Consider the following 19,494-nt stretch of genomic DNA (forward strand, 5'->3'; position numbering starts at 1 on the left):
TTCTTCCTTCCCCCTTGCGGGAGAAGGTGGCGCGAAGCGCCGGATGAGGGGTTCTCTCCGCTGGCAAGACCGTTCGTGAGGACGGAGACCCCTCACCCGTCTCGCCGCTTTGCGGCGAGCCACCCTCTCCCACAAGGGGAGAGGGGTTGCAGCGTGCTCTTGGTGAAAACCTTACGCCGCCGAGGTCAGCCGCTGCAGGAACTGGGTCACCTCGCGCCGGAGCGTCTCGACTTCGCCATGGACGCGTTCGGAGGCGCTGTTGACGCGGCTGGCGACGCGTCCCGTATCGGCGGCGGCCTCGCTGATGCCGGTGACGTTGGTCGAGACCTGCGATGTGCCGGACGAGGCCTCGTGAACGTTGCGGGCGATCTCGCGGGTCGCCAGACCCTGCTGCTCGATCGAGGTCGCGATCGAGGCGGTGATGCCGTTGATCTCGGTGATGGTCTGCGCGATCACCTCGACGGCCGCGACCGAATTGGTGGTCGATTGCTGCATCTCGCCAACCTTGGCGCTGATCTCCTCGGTCGCCTTCGCGGTCTGGTTGGCGAGGCTCTTGACCTCGGAGGCCACGACCGCAAAGCCGCGGCCGGCCTCGCCTGCACGCGCCGCCTCGATGGTGGCGTTGAGCGCGAGCAGGTTGGTCTGCTCGGCGATCTCGCTGATCAGCTTGACGACGTCGCCGATCCGGAGCGCTGCGTCCGCAAGCGAACGGATCTCGCTGCCGGCGCGATTGGCTTCGTTCACCGCGCGACCCGTGCTCGTGGTCGAGCCGGCCACCTGACGGCCGATATCGGCAATCGAGGATGCGAGCTGCTCGGCCGCGCTCGCGACCGTCGCGACATTGCGCGAGGCCCGGTCGGAGGCGCTGAGCACGCCGGAGGTCTGCCGGCTGGTCTTCTCGGCCGCCGCCGCCATCTGGCCCGCGTCGGATTCGAGATCGGTCGCGGCGCCCATGAGCGTGCCCGCGACCCCATCCAGATGCGTGCCGAACTGCTTTGCGAGATCCGCGATCTCGACCACACGACGGCCGAGGCTGTTGGTGCCGGAATTGATCACGATCGCAGAACGACGGAACGAGCCGGGCAGACCGCGCGCGAGGATCTTGCGGAAATACTTGCCGCGGCTGGCATAGTCCATCGACGCCGAGGCTTCGCGCTGGAAGGCGTCGGTGATGTCGAGCATGTCGTTGACCGATTTCTCGATCGCGCCGATCCGTCCGGCCTGCCGGTTGCTGAGAATGCGCGCCTCGAGATCGCCGCGCGCCGCCTTGCGGCAGACGTCAGCGACCTCATCGACGGCCACCGCCGTGCGCTGCTGGCACCAGACGGCGTAGCCGAGCAACGCGACTATCGCGCCAGCCAATGCCGCGCCGGCGATGCCGGTCACACCGAGCAGCGAGACGGCGAATGCAACGACGGCAAGAACACACGCGAGCGCGGTCGCTCCCTGCGCCTTAGAGAGAGAGCACAAATTCATCGTAACCGACACCCTGTTGCTTGAGCAGTTCGACCATCGCGCCGAAGCTGGCATGCATGCCGTCCTTGGCATTGGCATGCCGCGCCTCTTCGGCGCACAGCGTCTTGTAGATCGGCTTGATGCGTTCGATCTGCGCCGGATCCGGCTTGCGGCGGTTGGAATGGTAGCCGACGATATTACCGCGCTCGTCGAAGGTCGGCGTGACGTGGGCGAACACCCAGTAATGGCTGCCGTCCCCTGCAAGATTGACGACGTAGGCGAAGATCTCCTGCCTGGACTGCACCGTGTCCCACAGCAGCTTGAAGACACAGCGCGGCATGTCGGGATGGCGAATCATGCTGTGGGGCGCGCCCATCAGCTCCGCGTAGGAGTATTTCGCCATGCGAATGAAGACGTCGTTGGCGTAGGTGATCCGGCCCTTGAGATCGGTCTTCGACACGATCAGTTCCTCCTCGCCGAGGAGATTTTCCACACCGGTCGGCCGTATCGAACGCGTCATCGTTGACGTTTCCTCACGAAGGGCAGCGCCCTCGAAGGAGTGGCCCGCATCATCATCAGGATTACGGCAGGAAATATTAATCTTAAGTGAGCACCGGAACCCGGGCGGGCGGCTACGTGCCGGCTCCGTAGATGTACGGAGCCGCCCGCTGATCCTGCATATTTCCGCAGCGAAGCGCGCTGGGCGCAGCTACATCGTCGCGCCGAGCACCCAGGGCGCGAACTCGGCGCCGCCGAAATCGAAACTCTCGCTCTTGGTCGGCTGGCCGGAAGCGGTCTTCAGAATCAACTCGAAGATGCGCTGGCCGCATTGCTCGACCGTCTCCTCGCCTTCGAGGATGGTGCCGCAATTGACGTCCATGTCGTCTTCCATGCGCTTGTACATGGGCGTGTTGGTGGCGAGCTTGATCGACGGCGCCGGCTTGCAGCCGAACACGCTGCCGCGGCCGGTGGTGAAGCAGACCAGATTGGCGCCGCCGGCGACCTGCCCCGTGGCTGCGACGGGATCGTAGCCGGGCGTGTCCATGAACACGAAACCACGCTTGGTCACGGGCTCGGCATAGCGCAGCACGTCGACGAGATTGGTGGTGCCGGCTTTGGCCATCGCGCCGAGTGATTTTTCCAGGATGGTGGTGAGGCCGCCAGCCTTGTTGCCGGGGCTCGGATTTGCGTTCATCTCGGCGCCTTCGCGCGTCGTGTACTCGTCCCACCAGCGCATGAGATCGACCAGCTTCTCGCCGACCTCGCGGCTGACGGCGCGGCGAGTGAGCAGGTGCTCGGCGCCGTAGGTCTCCGGCGTCTCCGACAGGATCACGGTGCCGCCGTGACGCACGATGAGATCGCTGGCGGCGCCAAGGGCCGGATTGGCTGACACGCCGGAATAGCCGTCCGAGCCGCCGCATTGCAGCGCCACGGTGAGCTCGCTCACCGGAACGGACTCGCGCTTCACCTTGTTGGAGTCGGCGAGGGCCTCGCGCACGAAGGCGATGCCGGCTTCCACCGTCTTGCGGGTGCCGCCAACCTCCTGGATGTCCATCGCGCGCAGACGGCCGGCGAGCTTCTGCTCTTCCATCAGGCCGCCGATCTGGTTCACCTCGCAGCCGAGGCCGAGCACGATGACGTGGGAGAAGTTGACGTGCCGGGCATAACCGCCAAGCGTGCGGCGGAGCAGCGCGAGCGGCTCGTTCTGCGTCATGCCGCAGCCGGTCTTGTGGGTCAGCGCGACCACGCCGTCGACATTGGGGAATTCGGCCAGCGGGTTGTCGCCGGTGAAGGGATTCTTCTTGAAGATATCGGCGACGAGGCTCGCGACATGCGCGCTGCAGTTCACCGAGGTGAGGATGCCGATATAGTTGCGCGTGGCGACACGGCCGTCCGGGCGGCGAATGCCCTCGAAGGTCGCCGGCAGATCGAAGTTCGGCGTCGGCTTGACGTCGACGCAATAGGCGTAGTCCTTGGCGAAATCGCCCATGCCGCAGTTCTGCACGTGCACGTGCTGGCCCGGCGCGATCGGAATGGTCGCAAAGCCGATGATCTGGCCGTAGCGCTTGATGGGTTCGCCCACCGCGATCGGCTTGATCGCAACCTTGTGGCCGGAGGGAATGCGCTCGACCGTCGTCACGCCGTCAGCCACCAAGGTGCCCGGCGGCAGGCTCGCGCGCGCAATCAGCACGCCATCATCGGGATGCAGGCGAATGACGGGGCTGATGGTCATGGAAGGTCTCCTTGGGTCTTCAAGCATCGCGCCCCGGACGCAGCGCAGCGTAAAACGATGCGCTGCTGAGCCGGGGCCTAGTTGTCACGTCATGTACTTCGCAAGCCTCCGGGTCCCGGCTCTGCGAAGCGGCGCTACACGCCGCATCGCGTCCGGGACACGAGACCTTACGCCTTGCCGCCGGAATCCTTGCGGGTCGCGTTGACCTGCATCTTGGCGTAGGTCGCCATCAGGCCGACTTCGTTCGAGAGCGTCACGAGCTTGAAGCCCATGTTGATGGCGCGCGCCGCGCCTTCGGCGCCGCTGCAATGGATGCCCGGGTTGAGGCCGCGCTTGCCGCATTCCTTGATGATCTTGTCGTAGATCGCGAGGATCTCGGGCTCGGTGCGGTCGAGCTTCGGCTCGAGGCCGTAGGAGAAGCCGAGATCGGACGGGCCGATATAGACGCCATCGATGCCCTCGACGTCGAGGATCGCTTCCATGTTCTCGACCGCGGTCCGGGTCTCCATCATCGGAAGCAGCACGATATCGTCGTTCGCCGTCTTCTGGTAGGAACCCGCGGTGCCGTACATGCCGGCGCGGATCGGGCCGTTGGAGCGCACGCCCTTCGGCGGATATTTGGAATAGGAGACGAGGTTCTTGGCCTCCTGCGGCGTGTTGACCATCGGGCAGATCACGCCATAGGCGCCGCCGTCGAGCACCTTGCCGATGATGCCGGGCTCGTTCCAGGGCACGCGGACCATCGGGGTGACCGGATGCTTGTCCATCGCCTGGAAGCACTGCACCATCGACAGATAGTCCTGCACGCCGTGCTGCATGTCGACGGTGACGCTGTCGAAGCCGCATTGCGCAACCATCTCGGCCGAGAAGCCGGAGGGTATCGCCAGCCATGCGTTGACCACGGCCTTGCCCGACTTCCAGATTTCCTTGACCTTGTTCGCCACGTTGCCTTCCTTCTTTGTTGTTGGGGTCTTCGGCACCACGCCGAACGCCGCGACAGCACGACCCTGTTGTTAGCGCCAACCTGGCCGCCGCGCTACGCTCGCAATGACGCAAGACCTATGCGCTCGCCCACTGGGTGCGGACCTCGAGGGCGGCGACAGTATCGCCGCCCGGGTTCATCCGGCAAGGGGACGCCAACCCGGATTGTGCCCCTGGACGGAACCCTCCGGTTAAGCACTCACCTTGGCGTGGCCGCCGAGATAGGCGGCGCGGATGGCTTCGTTGCCCCAGAGCTCGTCGGGCTTGCCGCCGAGCACGATACGGCCGGTCTCCAGCACATAGCCGTAATCGGCCACGGACAGGCCCATGCGCGCATTCTGCTCGACCAGCAGGACGGTCGTGTTGCGCCGGATCTCGGAGATGATCTTGAAGACGGCCTGCACGATCACGGGCGCAAGGCCGAGCGACGGCTCGTCCAGCAGCAGCAGCCGCGGCTTGGCCATCAGCCCGCGCGCCACCGCGACCATCTGCAGCTGGCCGCCGGACAGCGTCCAGCCGAGCGCGTTGGTGAACTTGCGGATATCGGGGAACAGGTCGAACATCGCATCGGCCTCGCGCGAGATCTCCGAGGTCGAGGCCCGGCGATTGGACGCGCCGAGCATGATGTTCTCTTTCACCGTCAGTCCCGGGAAGACGCGGCGGCCTTCCGGCACGTGGCTGATGCCCATGCGGACGATCGCTTCGGGCCCGAGGCCCGCGATCGACTTGCCGTCGAACAGGATGTCGCCCGAGGTCGGCTTGGCAAGGCCGGATATCGCGCGCAGCGTCGTCGACTTGCCGGCGCCGTTGGCACCGAGCAGCGTCACCACCTGGCCCTGCTCCACGGCGCAGGTCACGCCGCGCAAGGCTTCGATCTCGCCGTAGCGCACCACCAGATTGCGGATTTCGAGCAACGGCATCATTCGCTCCCGAGATAGGCGGAGACGACGTCGGGATGACGCAGCACGGCCAGGGATTCGCCGTCCGCGATGCGGCGTCCGAAGTTGAGCACGGTGATGTGCTGGGCCGCTTCCGAGACCAGCGTCATGTCGTGATCGATGATCAGGATGGTGAGGCCTTGCGCCGCGATGCGCTTGAGCAGCTCGTGCAATTCGAGCTTCTCGGTCGAGTTCAGGCCGGCCGCGGGCTCGTCGAGCAGCAGCAGCGTCGGGTTCGAGGCGAGCGCACGCGCGATCTCGATCAGGCGCTGATGGCCGTAGGAGAAGCTCGAAATCAGCTCGTTGGCGCGGCTGCCGAGGCCGACGAAGGTCAGCGCCTCCATCGCGCGTTCGGTCAGGGCGTCGTCGCCCTTCCCGACCATGGTGTTGCCGGGCCGCTCCGCGCCGATCTCGACGTTTTCCAGCGCCGTCATCGACCGGAACAGGCGAATGTTCTGGAATGTGCGCCCGAGACCGGAGGCCGTGCGCTGATGCGGCGGCATGTTGGTGATGTCGGTGCCGTCGAGCACGATCTTGCCCGCCGTCGCCTGGTAAAGGCCCGAGAGCACGTTGAGCGTCGTGGTCTTGCCCGAGCCGTTCGGGCCGATCAGCGCATGCACGCCGCCACGCTTCACCGCGATGTCGACACCGTCGACGGCCTTGAGGCCGCCGAAATGCTTCGACAGGCCGATGACCTCCAGCACGATGTCGCCGCCGACGGTCGCCGGCTTCAACTGCAACGCAGCCGCCGCCGGTGTCGCCTTGATCTTGGCGCGCCAGCGCGTGAAGGCGTCGGCGACAAAGCCCCAGATGCCGTCGGGCATGAAGCGGATGATCAGGATCACGAACAGGCCGTAAATGGCGAGGTAAAGGCCCGGCACGCTCTTGAGGAAGCGCAGCCATTCCGGGATCAGGATCAAAAGGCCGGTGCCGATGGCCGAACCGATCGGCGAGGCCACGCCGCCGAGCAGCGACATGGTCAGGAACACGATCGATTCCGCGAAGGAGAACTGATCGGGGCTGACATAGGCGAATCCGCCCGCGAAAAGTCCGCCCGCGAGCCCGCCGAGCAGCGCGCAGAGTGCAAACGCGTAGATCTTGGTGCGGAAGACGTCGATGCCGTTGACCCCGGCCGCAAGCTCGTTGTCGCGGACCGCGCGCATGGCGCGGCCGAGCTTGGTGTCGGAGAGATGCCAGACCAGATAGCCGACGATCGCCAGCATCGCCACGCAGAAGGCCAGATAGCTCTGCGACGACTGGAACAGGTCCGGCCGCTTGATGTTGGAGACGCCATCGGGGCCATGCGTCAGCCAGATCGCGTTGATCATCACCAGCGTGACGATCTGCTGGAACGAGATCGTGACCATTGCGAGGTAATGCCCGCCGAGCCGCAAGGTCGACATGCCCAGGAACGCGCCCGCCAGCAGCGAGATCACGCAGCCGCCGATCAGGCACAGCCAGAAGCTGACATGCAGATCATTCGTTCCGATGCCGACCGCGTAAGCGCCGAGCCCGAAGAACGCGGCCTGCGCCAGATTGATCTGGCCGCACAGGCCGAGCACCACCGAGAGCCCGAACACGGCGATCGAGAACGTGGTGGCCTGCAGCAGGATGTTGTGGACGTATCCGTCGAAGCGCATGTTGGCCGCGAGCGCGACGAGGATCGCCGCCCCGATGAAGTACGGCAGGTGCCGGACCACGAGCGGTTTCGAACGGATGGCGGGCGCCGGAATCGGCATGTTGTCGCTGGGTGCGCTCATGCCTTTTCCGCCACGCGTTCGCCGAAGATGCCTTGCGGCCGGAAAATCAGGAAGGCGATCAGCACCAGGAACGCAAAGCCGTCCTTGTAGGGCACCGAGATATAGGCCGCGCCAAAGGTCTCGATTACGCCGAGCGCGAGGCCGCCGATGATGGCGCCGGCGACGTCGCCGAAGCCGCCGATGATGGTGGCCGCGAAGGCCTTGAGCGCGATGGTCGAGCCCATCTGGATCGAGACGAACAGCACGGGCGCGACCAGAATGCCGGCGAGGCCGCCGAGCACCGCCGAATAGATGAAGGTGATCATGATCATCGTGGAGACGGAAATGCCGAGCAGCGAGGCCATCTCCTTGTCCTGCGAGGTCGCCTGCAGCTTCTTGCCGAGCAGGGTCTTCTCGAAGAACCAGAAATTGAAGATCACGAGGCAGATGGTGACGCCGATGATCAGGAGATACTGGCTGTCGAGATAGACCGGGCCGACCTGAATGCCGGGCGTTTCAAACCAGCCTTCCAGCACCTGCGGCTGCGGGCCGTAGATCGCGAGCACGGAATTGGCGAGCAGGATCGAGGCACCGATGGTGGCGATGATCACGGGCAGATAGGTGCGGTGGCGCAGCGGATAGTAGACGCCGAGATTGAAGATGACACCGAGCAGCGCCATGCCGAGCAGCGCAACGATGAAGGCCGCCCAATAGGGCAGACCGGCTTCGACCGCGACGACCATCAGATAGGCCGCGACCATGGAGAACTCGCCCTGGGCGAAGTTCACCACGTTGGTGGCACGGAAGATCAGCACGAAGCCGAGCGCGACGAGCGCGTAGACGGCGCCGATCCCGACGCCGGTAAAAAGGAGTTGTAGGGCGAGATCCATGACAAGCGTTCTGTTGGAGGTCAGATTCGTCCAGTGAGAGACGTATCGACCTCCCCGATGTTGTCGGGGAGGTCGATCGAACGTCAGTCGTTGAACTCGATGTGCTTGTCGAAGACGATTTTGCCCTTCTCGTTCTTTACGATGTTGTAGCCGTGGAGACCGTCGCCATTCTGGTCGAAATTGTACTCGCCCTCGGCGCCCGGGAACTTCTTGATCGCGAGAATGGATTCGCGGATCTTGCCGGGATCGGTCGAGCCGGCCTTGTTGATCGCCGCTGCCAGCACCGTCACGGCATCATACGTCCATGAGCTCTGGTTGTCGGGCGCGACCTTGACCGCATCGCGGTAGAGCTTGCCGAACGCCTTCGAGCCTTCGCTGGCGTCCTCGGCGTAATCGGCCACGCCGTAGGTGTTGTAAAGCGCCGGTCCCGCAAGCTTCAGCGCCGTGATGTTGACGATCGAGGGCGAGCCGACCCAGGGAATGTTGACGCCGAGCTGGCGCAACTGGCGGGCAAAGATGCCGAGATCGTTCTCGAAGGTGAAATAGGAGCCGAGGATATCCGCGCCCGACTGCTTGATGGCGAGCACGACAGGTGTGAAGTCCTGGCTCTGGTTGGCGTAGCCTTGGTCGAGCACCGGCGGAGCGCCGAGCTTTTCGAGCGCGCCGGTCAGCGCCTTGCCGCCCGCGGTACCGAACGCATCGGTCGAGTGCAGCACCGCCCATTTCTTCTTGCCCAGCGTGCTGACGCCGTATTCGGCGATGACGCGGCCGGAATAGCTGTCATTGGGGCGGAAGCGGAACAGCCATTGATTGCCCATATGCGTGAGGTTCGGGTCGGTGCCGCCGATCATCACCGGCTTGCCGAGCTTGATGACGTCGGGCGCCATCGCGTGCACCTGGGTCGAACGAATCGAACCAAGGAACCCGACGATATCGGATTGCGCGGCGAGCTTGGAAAAGGCGAGCACAATGCCGGGATTGGTGGTCTGATCGTCCTCGACGATCAACTCGCCCTGCTTGCCGAGGATACCGCCGGCCTTGTTGACGGCTTCGAGCGCCAGCCTGGCGCCCTTGATGGCGTAACCGCCGGACTCAGCGGCAGGCCCCGTGACGGGCGCGCACATGCCGATCTTGATCGTGGCACCCTGCGCATTCGCGCTCTTGATGAGGTAGGGCGCGGCAACGCCGGCAGCAATTCCGGCCGCGAAATCGCGTCTCGTCAGTCTCATTCATTCCTCCCTGGGACCGGGCATCCTTGTCGGCCCTTCTTGATCTGCTTGGCTCTATCGCTGAATACAGAGCCGGATGCTAGTTACGAATTCTGCCGATACGAGTAAATTGATATTGCGCCAACATCGACTAAGTGCGCAGAGCGCGCGCCCAGAGTGATCAACACCCGCGACGGCGATCTATTCTCGGGCTGTTTACCCGGGATTTCGCGCCGCGAGCGCTGCCCAAGCGTTATGCAATGATGACAGTCATGCGTAACGATCAAGTCATCATGCAAATTTGCCGTTACGCTTCGTCCGTGATCTCGTCACCTACGTCGACGGACGCGAGGCACAACTCCAGCTGTCCGAGCATGTCCTGCAACTCGGCGAGCTTGCGCGCACCGAAGCGCTGCGTGATCTCCGCATAGATCGCTTCCGAGGACGGCGCGACCGCAGCCATCAGCTTCACGCCCTCCCTGGAGATCGACACCATGCTGCGGCGCTGGTCGGCCTTCGCGGTCTTGCGCTCGATCAAGTTGCGCGCTTCGAGATCGCGCAGGATGCGCGAGAGGCTCGGCCCGAGGAGAAACGCGGTGCGCGCGAGTTCCGTGACTTCCGCAGCCTCGATGGACGCGAGCGCACGGAGGATGCGCCATTGCTGCTCGGTGAGGCCATGTTCGCGCAGCTTGGGGCGGAACTGCCGCATCACCGCTTCGCGCGCCCGCAGCAGCGACATCGGCAGCGAACGCGAGAAGTCGCGCATCGGCACTTGCCGCGCGGCAGGCGCATTTGCGTCTGCGGGATCAGCAGGTCTCTTCGCCATATCGTCCTTTCAAGCCGCAGAACGTTTGCAGTGCAGCAAGATCAATTTGTGTTTGACGCATTCACTTAACATGTTAAGTATTTCCCGGCACCACGATTTGTAAGATCACAGATGGCGCTTTCCAGCGACGATATCCAAGCTTGCGCGAGGCGTCTGCACCAGGCGGAGAAGACCCGCACGCAGATCCGGCAGCTCTCGCAGGACTTCCCCGGCATCACCATCGCCGATGCCTACGCGATTCAGAAGGCCTGGGTCGACGTCAAGATCGCCGAGGGGCGCATTGTCAAAGGCCACAAGATTGGCCTGACCTCGAAGGCGATGCAGAGCTCGCTCAATATCAATGAGCCGGATTCCGGCGTGCTGCTCGACGACATGTTCTTCGCCGATGGCGGGATCATTCCGACCGAGCGCTTCATCGCCACGCGAGTCGAAGCCGAGCTCGCCTTCGTCATGAGCAAGCGTCTTGCCGGCCCCGACTGCACGATGTTCGACGTTCTCAACGCCACCGACTTCGTCGTGCCGGCGCTGGAGATCCTGGATACGCGCATCGAGCGCGTCGATCCCAACACCAAGGCGACGCGAAAAATCTACGACACCATCGCCGACAACGCCGCGAATGCCGGCATCGTGCTCGGTGGCCGGCCGATCCGTCCGCTGGACGCAGACCTGCGCTGGATCGGCGCGCTTTGCTTCAGGAACGGCCAGCTCGAGGAAACCGGCCTTGCCGCCGGCGTGCTCAATCATCCCGCGACCGCCGTGGCGTGGCTTGCCAACAAGATCGCGCCGCTCGGTCTTGCGCTGGAGCCCGGCCAGGTCGTGCTCGCCGGCTCCTTCATCCGTCCGATCGAGGCTCGCAAGGGCGACACAATTCAGGCCGATTATGGCGCCTACGGCTCGGTCAGCTGCTACTTCGCTTGAGCCGACAAAAACACAGGGAGTGAAACCGCGATGCCGCATTTCACCATCGAATATTCGGCCAATCTCGACGGTCGCATCGACATGAGCCTGGTGTGCGAGGTCGTGCGCAAGGCGGCCGTCGAAACCGACATCTTCCCGCTCGGCGGCATCCGCGTTCGCGCGATCAAATGCGAGCATTATGCGATCGCTGATGCCCGCAACGACTACGGCTTCCTCGACATGGTGCTGCGCATCGGCGAAGGCCGCGACCTTGCGACCCGCCAGAAGGCCGGCGATCACGTCTTCCAGGCGCTCTCCCGACATCTCGATCCCGTCTTCGCCGCCAGCAAGTTCGCCTTGTCGTTCGACATGCAGATCAACGACAAGGACACCAGCTGGAAGCGCAACAACATCCACGACGCCCTGAAAGTGGAGGCCGCCCATGGATAAGTCCACGCCGAAAGCCAATGTGTTCCAGGCGAACCGCGACCGCGTCGCGCCGCTGCTGAAGAAACTGCAGGGCGACGGCATCGGCCACATGATCGACGGCAAGATCGTGCCCTCGATCTCGGCGCAGACTTTCGAGACCAAGTCGCCGGTTGATGGCGCGACGCTGGCGAGCGTCGCGCGCGGCAACGCCGAGGATATCGACGCCGCCGCCACGGCCGCAGCCCTCGCCTTCAAGTCCTGGCGCGACATGGGACCGGCGATGCGGAAGAAGCTCCTGCATCGCGTCGCCGACGCCATCGAGGACAATGCCGACGACATCGCGGTGCTCGAATGCATCGACACCGGCCAGGCCTATCGCTTCATGGCCAAGGCCGCGATCCGCGCCGCCGAGAATTTCCGCTTCTTCGCCGACAAATGCGCGGAGGCGCGTGACGGCCAGAACACCCCGAGCGACGAGCACTGGAACATCTCCACCCGCGTGCCGATCGGTCCTGTCGGCGTGATCACGCCGTGGAACACGCCGTTCATGCTCTCGACCTGGAAGATCGCCCCTGCTCTCGCAGCCGGCTGCACCGTCGTACACAAGCCGGCGGAGTGGTCGCCGGTGACGGCCGCCATTCTGGCGAAGCTGGTCAAGGAAGCGGGGGTTCCCGACGGCGTGCTCAACACCGTGCACGGCTTTGGCGAAGAGGCCGGGAAGGCGCTGACCGAGCATCCTGCCATCAAGGCGATCGGCTTCGTCGGCGAGAGCGCGACGGGTTCGGCCATCATGACGCAAGGCGCGCCGACGCTGAAGCGCGTGCATTTCGAGCTCGGCGGCAAGAACCCCGTGATTGTGTTCGACGACGCGGACCTCGACCGCGCGCTCGATGCGGTCGTGTTCATGATCTACTCGCTCAACGGCGAGCGCTGCACCTCCTCCAGCCGCCTGCTGATCCAGCAGAACATCGCGGACAGGTTCATCGAGAAGCTGACGGCGCGCGTGAAGGCGCTGAAGGTCGGCCATCCCCTCGATCCCGCCACCGAGATCGGGCCGCTGATCCACGAACGGCATCTCGCAAAAGTCTGCTCCTATTTCGACATCGCCCGCCAGGACGGCGCCGTGATCGCAGTGGGCGGCAAGGCCTATGACGGCCCCGGCGGCGGACATTATGTCGAGCCGACGCTGGTAACCGGCGCGAGCGGCAAGATGCGCGTGGCGCAGGAGGAGGTGTTCGGCCCCTTCCTCACCGTGCTGCCCTTCAAGGACGAGGCGGATGCGATCGAGATCGCCAACGACATCCGTTATGGCCTGACCGGCTACGTCTGGACCAACGACGTCGGCCGTGCGCTACGAGTCGCCGACGCGCTTGAGGCCGGCATGATCTGGCTCAACTCGGAGAACGTCCGCCATCTGCCGACGCCGTTCGGCGGCATGAAAGCCTCCGGCATCGGCCGCGACGGCGGCGACTACTCGTTCGACTTCTACATGGAAACCAAGCACGTCTCGCTGGCGCGGGGCACGCACAAAATTCAGAAACTGGGAATTTAGGGAAACGGTCATTCCGGGGCGGTGCGAAGCATCGAACCCGGAATCCATTCATCGACCAAATCTGCTGCGCGATGGATTCCGGGCTCGGCTCTGCGAGCCGCCCCGGAATGACAGGAGATCGAGGGGAAACGCCAATGCCGGTACCGCAACACGTCTTCGAGCCGCCGTTCAACATCATCCGCTGCAGCCACGTCGTGCTCGACGTGACCGATCTGAAGCTCAGCCGCGCGTTCTACGAGACCACCGTCGGCCTGCATGTCGAGGATGCCGACGACAAGGTCGTCTACCTGCGCGCCGCCGAGGAGCACCAGCATCACTCGCTAGTGCTGCGCAAGGCGGCGGTGCCTGCCTGCGCGCGGCTTGGCTTCAAGGTCGGCAATGACGGCGATCTCGACAAGGCCGCGGCCTTCCTCTCCGAGAATGGCCTCAGCTACGCCTTCGTCGACCAGCCCTTCCAGGGCCGCACGCTGCAATTCACCGATCCCTTCGGCTTCCAGATCGAGCTCTATGCGACGATGGACAAGCGGCCGCATCTGCTCCGCCGCTTCGACCTCTACAAGGGCTGTCACCCGCAGCGGCTCGACCATTTCAATGTCTTCGCCGCCGAGGTGCAGGACACGGTCGAGTTCTATGCGCGGCTCGGCTTCCGCCTCAGCGAGTATGCCGAGGAGGACGGACCGAACGGCCGCATCGCCGCGGCCTGGATGCATCGCAAGGGCAACGTTCACGACTTCGCTTTCACCAACGGCAAGGGCCCTCGCCTGCACCACTTCGCCTATTGGACGCCAACGGCGATGAACATCATCCATCTCTGCGACGTGATGGCATCCTCCGGCTACGTCAAGAACATCGAGCGCGGGCCCGGGCGCCACGGCATCTCGAATGCGTTCTTCCTCTACGTCCGCGATCCCGACGGCCACCGGCTGGAGCTCTACACCAGCGACTACTTTACCGGCGATCACGACCATGAGCCGCTGCGCTGGTCGCTGCGTGATCCGCGCCGCCAGACCCTGTGGGGCGCACCGGCGCCGCGCTCCTGGTTCGAGCAGGGCTCGCCGTTCACGGGGCAGACGGTGCGCGAACCGAAATTCGTCGCCGACGTGCTGGTGGCGGATTAAGCGATGAAGCTCCCTCGCCTCGCCACCTATTCCGTCAAGGGTGAAACCCGCTATGGCGCCGCGCTGGAGGGCGGCATCGTCGATCTCTCGCCGCGCTACGCCAAAGACTATCCGACGTTGCGCGAGGTGATCGCGGCCGGGAAGCTGGTGAGGCTCGCCGAACAGGCCGCCAGCCTGACGCCGGACCATTCGCTCGGTGACATCATTTGGTTGCCGCCGGTGCCGGCACCGGAAAAGATCATCTGCATCGGCGTCAACTATCCTGATCGCAACGCCGAGTACAAGGACGGCCAGGATGCGCCGAAATATCCGAGCATGTTCATGCGCTCGCCCCGCTCCTTCGTCGGCCATGACACGCCGCTGGTGCGCCCACGCGCCTCCGCGCAGCTCGACTATGAGGGCGAGATCGTTCTGGTGATCGGCAAGGCCGGCCGGCACATTCCGGAAAGCGCCGCGCTAGACCACATTGCCGCGCTCACGCTCTGCAACGAAGGCTCGGTGCGCGACTGGCTGCGCCATGGCAAGTTCAATGTCACGCAGGGCAAGAACTTCGATTCCAGCGGCAGCCTCGGGCCTTGGCTGGTGCCCTACACGAAGGAAGCGCAGATCGCCGACATCCGCCTCACCACGCATGTCAACGGCGAGCTGCGGCAGGACGACCGCACCAGTCGGCTGATGTTTCCGTTCCGCACTCTCATCAGCTATATCTCGACCTTCGCAACGCTGGTCCCGGGGGACATCATCGTGACGGGCACACCGACCGGCGCCGGTGCGCGGTTCGATCCGCCGCGCTATCTGAAGCCAGGCGATGTCGTCGAGGTCGCGGCCGAAGGCATCGGCAGCTTGCGCAACGGCGTCGTCGACGAAGCCTGACCAACAATCGAAGTGGAATGAAGCAATGACCACCCTCACCGGCGGCGAAGCGATCGTAAGCGGCCTTGTCGCCCATGGCGTCGACACCGTGTTCGGCCTGCCCGGCGCACAAGTTTACGGCCTGTTCGACGCCTTCCACCAGGCCCAGCTCAAGGTGATCGGCGCGCGGCACGAGCAGGCCTGCGGCTACATGGCGTTCGGCTATGCGCGCTCCAGCGGCAAGCCCGGCGTATTCAGCGTGGTGCCCGGCCCCGGCGTGCTCAACGCCAGCGCAGCGCTGCTCACCGCGTTTGGCTGCAACGAGCCGGTGCTGTGCGTCACCGGACAGGTGCCGACGCAGTTCCTGGGTAAGGGCCGCGGCCATCTGCACGAGATGCCGGACCAGCTCGCCACCTTGCGAACCTATGTGAAATGGGCCGAGCGGATCGAGCATCCCGGATACGCCCCGACGGTGGTCGCACGTGCCTTCCAGGAGATGACCTCGGGCCGCCGCGGCCCCGCCTCCGTCGAGATGCCCTGGGATGTCTTCACCCAGCGCGCGGACACGGCGGCGGCACAGGTGCTGGAGCCGCTGCCCACGCCGCGGCCCGACCCCGATATGATCAAGCAGGCCGCCAGGCTGATCAAGGACAGCAAGGCGCCGATGATCTTCGTCGGCAGCGGTGCGATCGAGGCTGGCGAGGAGATCCTCGCGCTCGCCGAGATGATCGATGCGCCCGTGGTCGCCTTCCGCAGCGGGCGCGGCATCGTCTCCAACGCGCACGAGCTCGGGCTGACCATGGCGGCCGCCTACAAGCTGTGGGCGAAGACCGACCTGATGATCGCCATCGGCACGCGCGCTGAGCTGCCGGTATCGGGCTTTCGCTGGCCCTACCAACCGCCTGGCCTGAAGTCGGTTCGGATCGATATCGATCCCGCCGAAATGCGCCGTGTTGCCTGTGACACCGCGATCGTCGCCGACGCCAGGGCCGCGACCGCCGATCTCACTGCTGCCGTCAGCAAGGCCGGCTACGGCAAGACCGCCGGCCGCCGCACCGCGATCCGCGAGGCGACTGCGGCCGCGCAGTTGGAAATCCAGCGCATCCAGCCGCAGATGGCGTATCTCAACATCCTGCGCGAGGTGCTGCCGGCGAATGCGATCGTGACTGATGAATTGTCGCAGTTCGGCTTCGCCTCCTGGTACGGCTTCCCGGTCTACGAGCCGCGCACCTTCATCACGTCAGGCTATCAGGGCACGCTCGGCTCGGGCTTCCCGACCGCGCTTGGCGCCAAGGTCGCCAATCCCGACAGACCGGTGGTGGCGATCACCGGCGACGGCGGCTTCATGTTCGGCGTGCAGGAACTCGCCACCGCCGTGCAGTTCAACATCGGCGTGGTGACGCTGGTGTTCAACAACAACGCTTACGGCAACGTCCGCCGCGACCAGCGCGAGCGCTTCGACGGCCGCGTGGTAGCGTCCGATCTCGTCAACCCGGATTTCGTCAAGCTGGCGGAATCATTCGGCGTCGCGGCGACGCGCGTCACCGCGCCGGATCAGTTCAAGGCGGCGATGGAGAAGGCCCTGGCCCATGGCGGGCCGTACCTGATCTCTGTCGAAGTGACGCGGGATTCCGAGGTCAGCCCGTGGGCGTTCATTCACCCGCCGAAGCCTTGAGGTGAGCGCCACCCTGTAGCCGCGCGGCCGCGATCACCAGCAAGCCGGCGCCTGCGACCGACCAGCAGGCGACCGGTGCCCAATGCAGCAGGGGCACGTAGTCCGGCATCTTCTGCAAGCCGCCGGCGACCGCCGCCATGCGCGCGAAGGTGCCGAGCGCCAGTGCCGAGAAAACGAGGCCGGTGACCTTGCCTTCCGCACCGGTCGAGCCAATCGCCAGCGCAGCCGAGACCGCACTCATCAGCATGCAGCCCCAGGCGGCGCCGGCGAGAAACTGCGCGGCAATCAGCGTGTTGAGGCTGCCGGCGAGCTCCGCTGCCGCGATCGCGGCGGCGCCGAGCAATCCGGCGGCACCCATCACGATCAGGCCGCCGCGGTGCTTGACGACGAGGCTCGCCGGAAACATCGCGATGTTGAAGCCGATCCAGAACACCGGCATCAGCCATGGCAGCTCGTCGGGCCTCGCAAAGCGCAGATAGGACGGCGCACTGTTCATGGCAAAATGCAGCTGAAAGCCGAGTGCCAGCGCCACCATCGCAACGATGAAGATGATCGGCACCAGGCCCAGCGGCTTTGCCGCCTCGGCCGGCGTCGGCGGCGACGTATCGCGCGCGACATCGTGCTCGATCCGCGACAGACCCAGCGCCGTGAGCAGCAGCACGACGCTGGAGATCACGAAGGGCAGCCGCGCATCATGCTCGCGCATCACCACGCCGAGATAGGGCGAGACCGCACCGGCGACGCCATAGCCGAGCATCGCCAGGGCGGCGAGGAACGGCACCTGCGGCCTTGCGCGGTATTTGCCGAGCAGGGTCAGCGGCGGCGCCCGCAAGGCAGACGAGGTGATCGACCAGACCACGATCAGCGCAATGAACCAGACCTGCGCTGCCGCGCCGACGCCGGCAACGAACGGCAGCGCAACGAACGCGCCGCAGGAGATCGCGGCCACGAGCCCGACGAACAGGCCAAGCCTGCCGACATGGGGCGCGAGCCTGTCCGCGGCGATCCCCATCGCCGTGTCGGCGATGGTGAAGATCGCCTGGTCCAGCATCAGGATGAGGATCACGGCGGATGGCGCGATGCCGACCTCGGCCGCGAGCTTCGGCAGATAGATGACGTAAGTGGTCCAGCCCAGCGTGAACGCCAGTTGCAGCACGGCCAGATAGAGGCCGGTGCGGTTGGCCGTCGCAGTACCGGCCGAGAGTTGTGTGGTCGCCATGTCACTGTCTCCCCCGCCGGAACCTTAGACGAGCGAGGGCTGCGGGGAAACGTGTCAGCGCGTCCGGCGGAAGGTCAAATTGATCCGCTTGCGCCCGAGCAGCGGGTGCTCGCCGTCGGCGAGCGGGGCCACGCCGTGATAGGCGAGCCTGCTCGCCCCGCCCCAGACCACGACGTCGCCATGGACCAGCCGGAAGCGGCGCGGCTTGTCGTTGCGCGCCATGCCGCCGAACAGGAATGTCGCAGGCAGCCCGAGCGAGACCGAGACGATCGGCGCCGAATAGTCCAGCTCGTCCTTGTCCTGATGCAGCGACAGCCGCGTGCCGGGCTCGTAGCGGTTGACGAGGCAGGCATCGGGCGCGAAGCCGGCGAACCCGCCCTGCTCAGCCGCGTGCCGGGCGAGATCCCGGAGCACCGGCGGCATCGCCGGCCATGGCGCGCCGGTCTTCGGGTCGATCGGATCGTAGCGATAGCCGGTGTGATCGGTGATCCAGCCGCGCTCACCACAATTGGTCATGGCTACCGACATCAGATAGCCGCCCGGCGTCGTCATGCGCCGGAACGGCGACTGCGCGACGATGGCGCGCACGGCTTCGATCAGCTCGCTCTCGATCGGCTTGACGAATCCGCGCAGCAGAACGGCGCCGTCGGCGATCTCCTCGCGCGACGGCTGGGCTTCGGCGACGGTGTCGAACAGGTCACCCGTCAATCGCAGCGCTCATTTGGCATCATGAAAAATCACACCGACCGTATGGCGCTGGCCGGACCTGATCCGGCTGACGCCGTGGCGGAGATTAACGCGGTAGGTGCCGCGTGTCCCCTGCACCGGGCGATGATGCACAGCGAAGGCGACCGCATCGCCCTGCGCAAGCGGCACCACCTCGGCGCGGGACTGCATGCGCGGGCGCTGCTCGGTCAGCACGAACTCGCCGCCGGTAAAATCGCGGCCGGGCTCGGATAGCAGGATCGCGACCTGAAGCGGGAACACGTGCTCGCCATAGAGGTCCTGATGCAGGCAATTGAAGTCGCCGGCTTCATATTGCAGCAGCAGTGGCGTCGGGCGCGCCTGGCCCGCGTCATGGCAGCGCTTGAGGAAAGCGGCGTGCTGCGCGGGGTAACGGATGTCGATTCCCATCGCCTCGTTCCAGCGATTGGCGACGCCTTGCAGCTGCGCGTAGAGCGCCGGGCGCAGCTCGGCGATCAGGTCGGGCAGCGGATAGGAGAAATATTTGTATTCGCCGCGGCCAAAGCCGTGGCGACCCATGACGATGCGGCTGCGGAAGCCTGCGTCGTTGGGGTAGAGGGCGGCGATGGCGCGGCATTGGTCGGGGGTGAGCAGGTTCTTGAGGACGGCACAGCCCTGGGAGTCGAGTTCCGCGGTGATGTGGGGCCAGTCGAGGGAGTCGACGTGGGCGACTAGGTCGGTGGACGGCTTCTCGGGTGATTTGCGCGCGGTCATTGTCATAGCAATCATCCTCGCAGT

Annotated in this window: 18 protein-coding genes; 6 read left to right on the forward strand and 12 right to left on the reverse strand. The window is 65.1% G+C overall.

The window, feature by feature from the left end; all coding sequences use genetic code 11:
- Nucleotides 1–171: 171 nt before the first annotated feature.
- The 9 genes from F8237_RS05195 to hpaR form a co-directional block, all read right to left on the reverse strand.
- Complete coding sequence (locus F8237_RS05195; protein WP_162005881.1) at nt 172–1,476, reverse strand: methyl-accepting chemotaxis protein; 1,305 nt, start codon at nt 1,474–1,476, stop codon at nt 172–174.
- Nucleotides 1,454–1,975 carry a PAS domain-containing protein gene (locus F8237_RS05200; protein ID WP_151642714.1) on the reverse strand — a complete coding sequence of 174 codons (522 nt, stop codon included), beginning with the start codon at nt 1,973–1,975 and terminating at the stop codon, nt 1,454–1,456. The genes F8237_RS05195 and F8237_RS05200 overlap by 23 nt, the downstream gene beginning before the upstream one ends.
- 189 nt (nt 1,976–2,164) lie before the next feature.
- A complete protein-coding gene (locus F8237_RS05205; RefSeq protein WP_151642715.1) occupies nt 2,165–3,688 on the reverse strand; it encodes a UxaA family hydrolase in 1,524 nt (507 codons plus the stop codon).
- A gap of 167 nt (nt 3,689–3,855) precedes the next feature.
- Nucleotides 3,856–4,632 carry an HpcH/HpaI aldolase family protein gene (locus tag F8237_RS05210; RefSeq protein WP_151642716.1) on the reverse strand — a complete coding sequence of 259 codons (777 nt, stop codon included), beginning with the start codon at nt 4,630–4,632 and terminating at the stop codon, nt 3,856–3,858.
- Between the two features lie 228 nt (nt 4,633–4,860).
- On the reverse strand, nt 4,861–5,589 hold the full coding sequence (locus F8237_RS05215; protein ID WP_151642717.1) for an ABC transporter ATP-binding protein: 729 nt from the start codon (nt 5,587–5,589) through the stop codon (nt 4,861–4,863).
- Nucleotides 5,589–7,367: a branched-chain amino acid ABC transporter ATP-binding protein/permease gene (locus tag F8237_RS05220; protein WP_151642718.1), complete on the reverse strand. Its 1,779-nt coding sequence runs from the start codon at nt 7,365–7,367 to the stop codon at nt 5,589–5,591. Before F8237_RS05220 ends, F8237_RS05215 begins: the two co-directional genes overlap by 1 nt.
- Complete coding sequence (locus F8237_RS05225) at nt 7,364–8,236, reverse strand: branched-chain amino acid ABC transporter permease (RefSeq protein ID WP_151642719.1); 873 nt, start codon at nt 8,234–8,236, stop codon at nt 7,364–7,366. The genes F8237_RS05220 and F8237_RS05225 overlap by 4 nt, the downstream gene beginning before the upstream one ends.
- An 83-nt stretch (nt 8,237–8,319) precedes the next feature.
- Nucleotides 8,320–9,465, reverse strand: coding sequence for an ABC transporter substrate-binding protein (locus F8237_RS05230; RefSeq protein ID WP_151642720.1), 1,146 nt, complete (start codon nt 9,463–9,465; stop codon nt 8,320–8,322).
- A gap of 286 nt (nt 9,466–9,751) precedes the next feature.
- The gene (gene hpaR / locus F8237_RS05235) at nt 9,752–10,270 is read right to left on the reverse strand and encodes a homoprotocatechuate degradation operon regulator HpaR (protein WP_151642721.1); all 519 of its coding nucleotides are present in this window, start codon (nt 10,268–10,270) and stop codon (nt 9,752–9,754) included.
- Between the two features lie 111 nt (nt 10,271–10,381).
- Here hpaR and hpaH point away from each other — a divergent pair, with 111 nt between their 5' ends.
- The 6 genes from hpaH (at nt 10,382) to F8237_RS05265 (ending at nt 16,793) form a co-directional block, all read left to right on the forward strand.
- Nucleotides 10,382–11,188 (forward strand): 2-oxo-hept-4-ene-1,7-dioate hydratase, encoded by an 807-nt coding sequence (gene hpaH / locus F8237_RS05240; protein WP_151642722.1) that lies wholly within the window; start codon nt 10,382–10,384, stop codon nt 11,186–11,188.
- Nucleotides 11,189–11,218: 30 nt separating this feature from the next.
- Nucleotides 11,219–11,617 (forward strand): 5-carboxymethyl-2-hydroxymuconate Delta-isomerase, encoded by a 399-nt coding sequence (locus F8237_RS05245; protein WP_151642723.1) that lies wholly within the window; start codon nt 11,219–11,221, stop codon nt 11,615–11,617.
- A complete protein-coding gene (gene hpaE / locus F8237_RS05250) occupies nt 11,610–13,148 on the forward strand; it encodes a 5-carboxymethyl-2-hydroxymuconate semialdehyde dehydrogenase (RefSeq protein WP_151642724.1) in 1,539 nt (512 codons plus the stop codon). Before F8237_RS05245 ends, hpaE begins: the two co-directional genes overlap by 8 nt.
- Before the next feature lie 134 nt (nt 13,149–13,282).
- Complete coding sequence (gene hpaD / locus F8237_RS05255; protein ID WP_151642725.1) at nt 13,283–14,266, forward strand: 3,4-dihydroxyphenylacetate 2,3-dioxygenase; 984 nt, start codon at nt 13,283–13,285, stop codon at nt 14,264–14,266.
- 3 nt (nt 14,267–14,269) lie between these two features.
- Complete coding sequence (locus tag F8237_RS05260; protein ID WP_151642726.1) at nt 14,270–15,139, forward strand: fumarylacetoacetate hydrolase family protein; 870 nt, start codon at nt 14,270–14,272, stop codon at nt 15,137–15,139.
- A 25-nt stretch (nt 15,140–15,164) separates the two neighbouring features.
- Nucleotides 15,165–16,793, forward strand: a complete 1,629-nt coding sequence (locus F8237_RS05265) for a thiamine pyrophosphate-dependent enzyme (protein WP_151642727.1) — start codon at nt 15,165–15,167, stop codon at nt 16,791–16,793.
- Here the strand turns inward: F8237_RS05265 and F8237_RS05270 are convergent.
- The 3 genes from F8237_RS05270 to F8237_RS05280 are packed head-to-tail and all read right to left on the reverse strand — an operon-like array spanning nt 16,771 to nt 19,476.
- Nucleotides 16,771–18,012 (reverse strand): MFS transporter, encoded by a 1,242-nt coding sequence (locus F8237_RS05270; RefSeq protein WP_151642728.1) that lies wholly within the window; start codon nt 18,010–18,012, stop codon nt 16,771–16,773. The two genes, F8237_RS05265 and F8237_RS05270, sit on opposite strands and share 23 nt — an antisense overlap.
- A gap of 54 nt (nt 18,013–18,066) precedes the next feature.
- A complete protein-coding gene (gene alkB, locus F8237_RS05275) occupies nt 18,067–18,720 on the reverse strand; it encodes a DNA oxidative demethylase AlkB (protein WP_151642729.1) in 654 nt (217 codons plus the stop codon).
- 9 nt (nt 18,721–18,729) lie between these two features.
- Entirely contained in the window at nt 18,730–19,476 is a 747-nt protein-coding gene (locus F8237_RS05280; protein WP_151642730.1) for a 2OG-Fe(II) oxygenase, read from the reverse strand.
- Nucleotides 19,477–19,494: the final 18 nt, after the last annotated feature.

It is taken from the genome of Bradyrhizobium betae (assembly GCF_008932115.1).
Taxonomy (GTDB): Bacteria; Pseudomonadota; Alphaproteobacteria; order Rhizobiales; family Xanthobacteraceae; genus Bradyrhizobium; species Bradyrhizobium betae.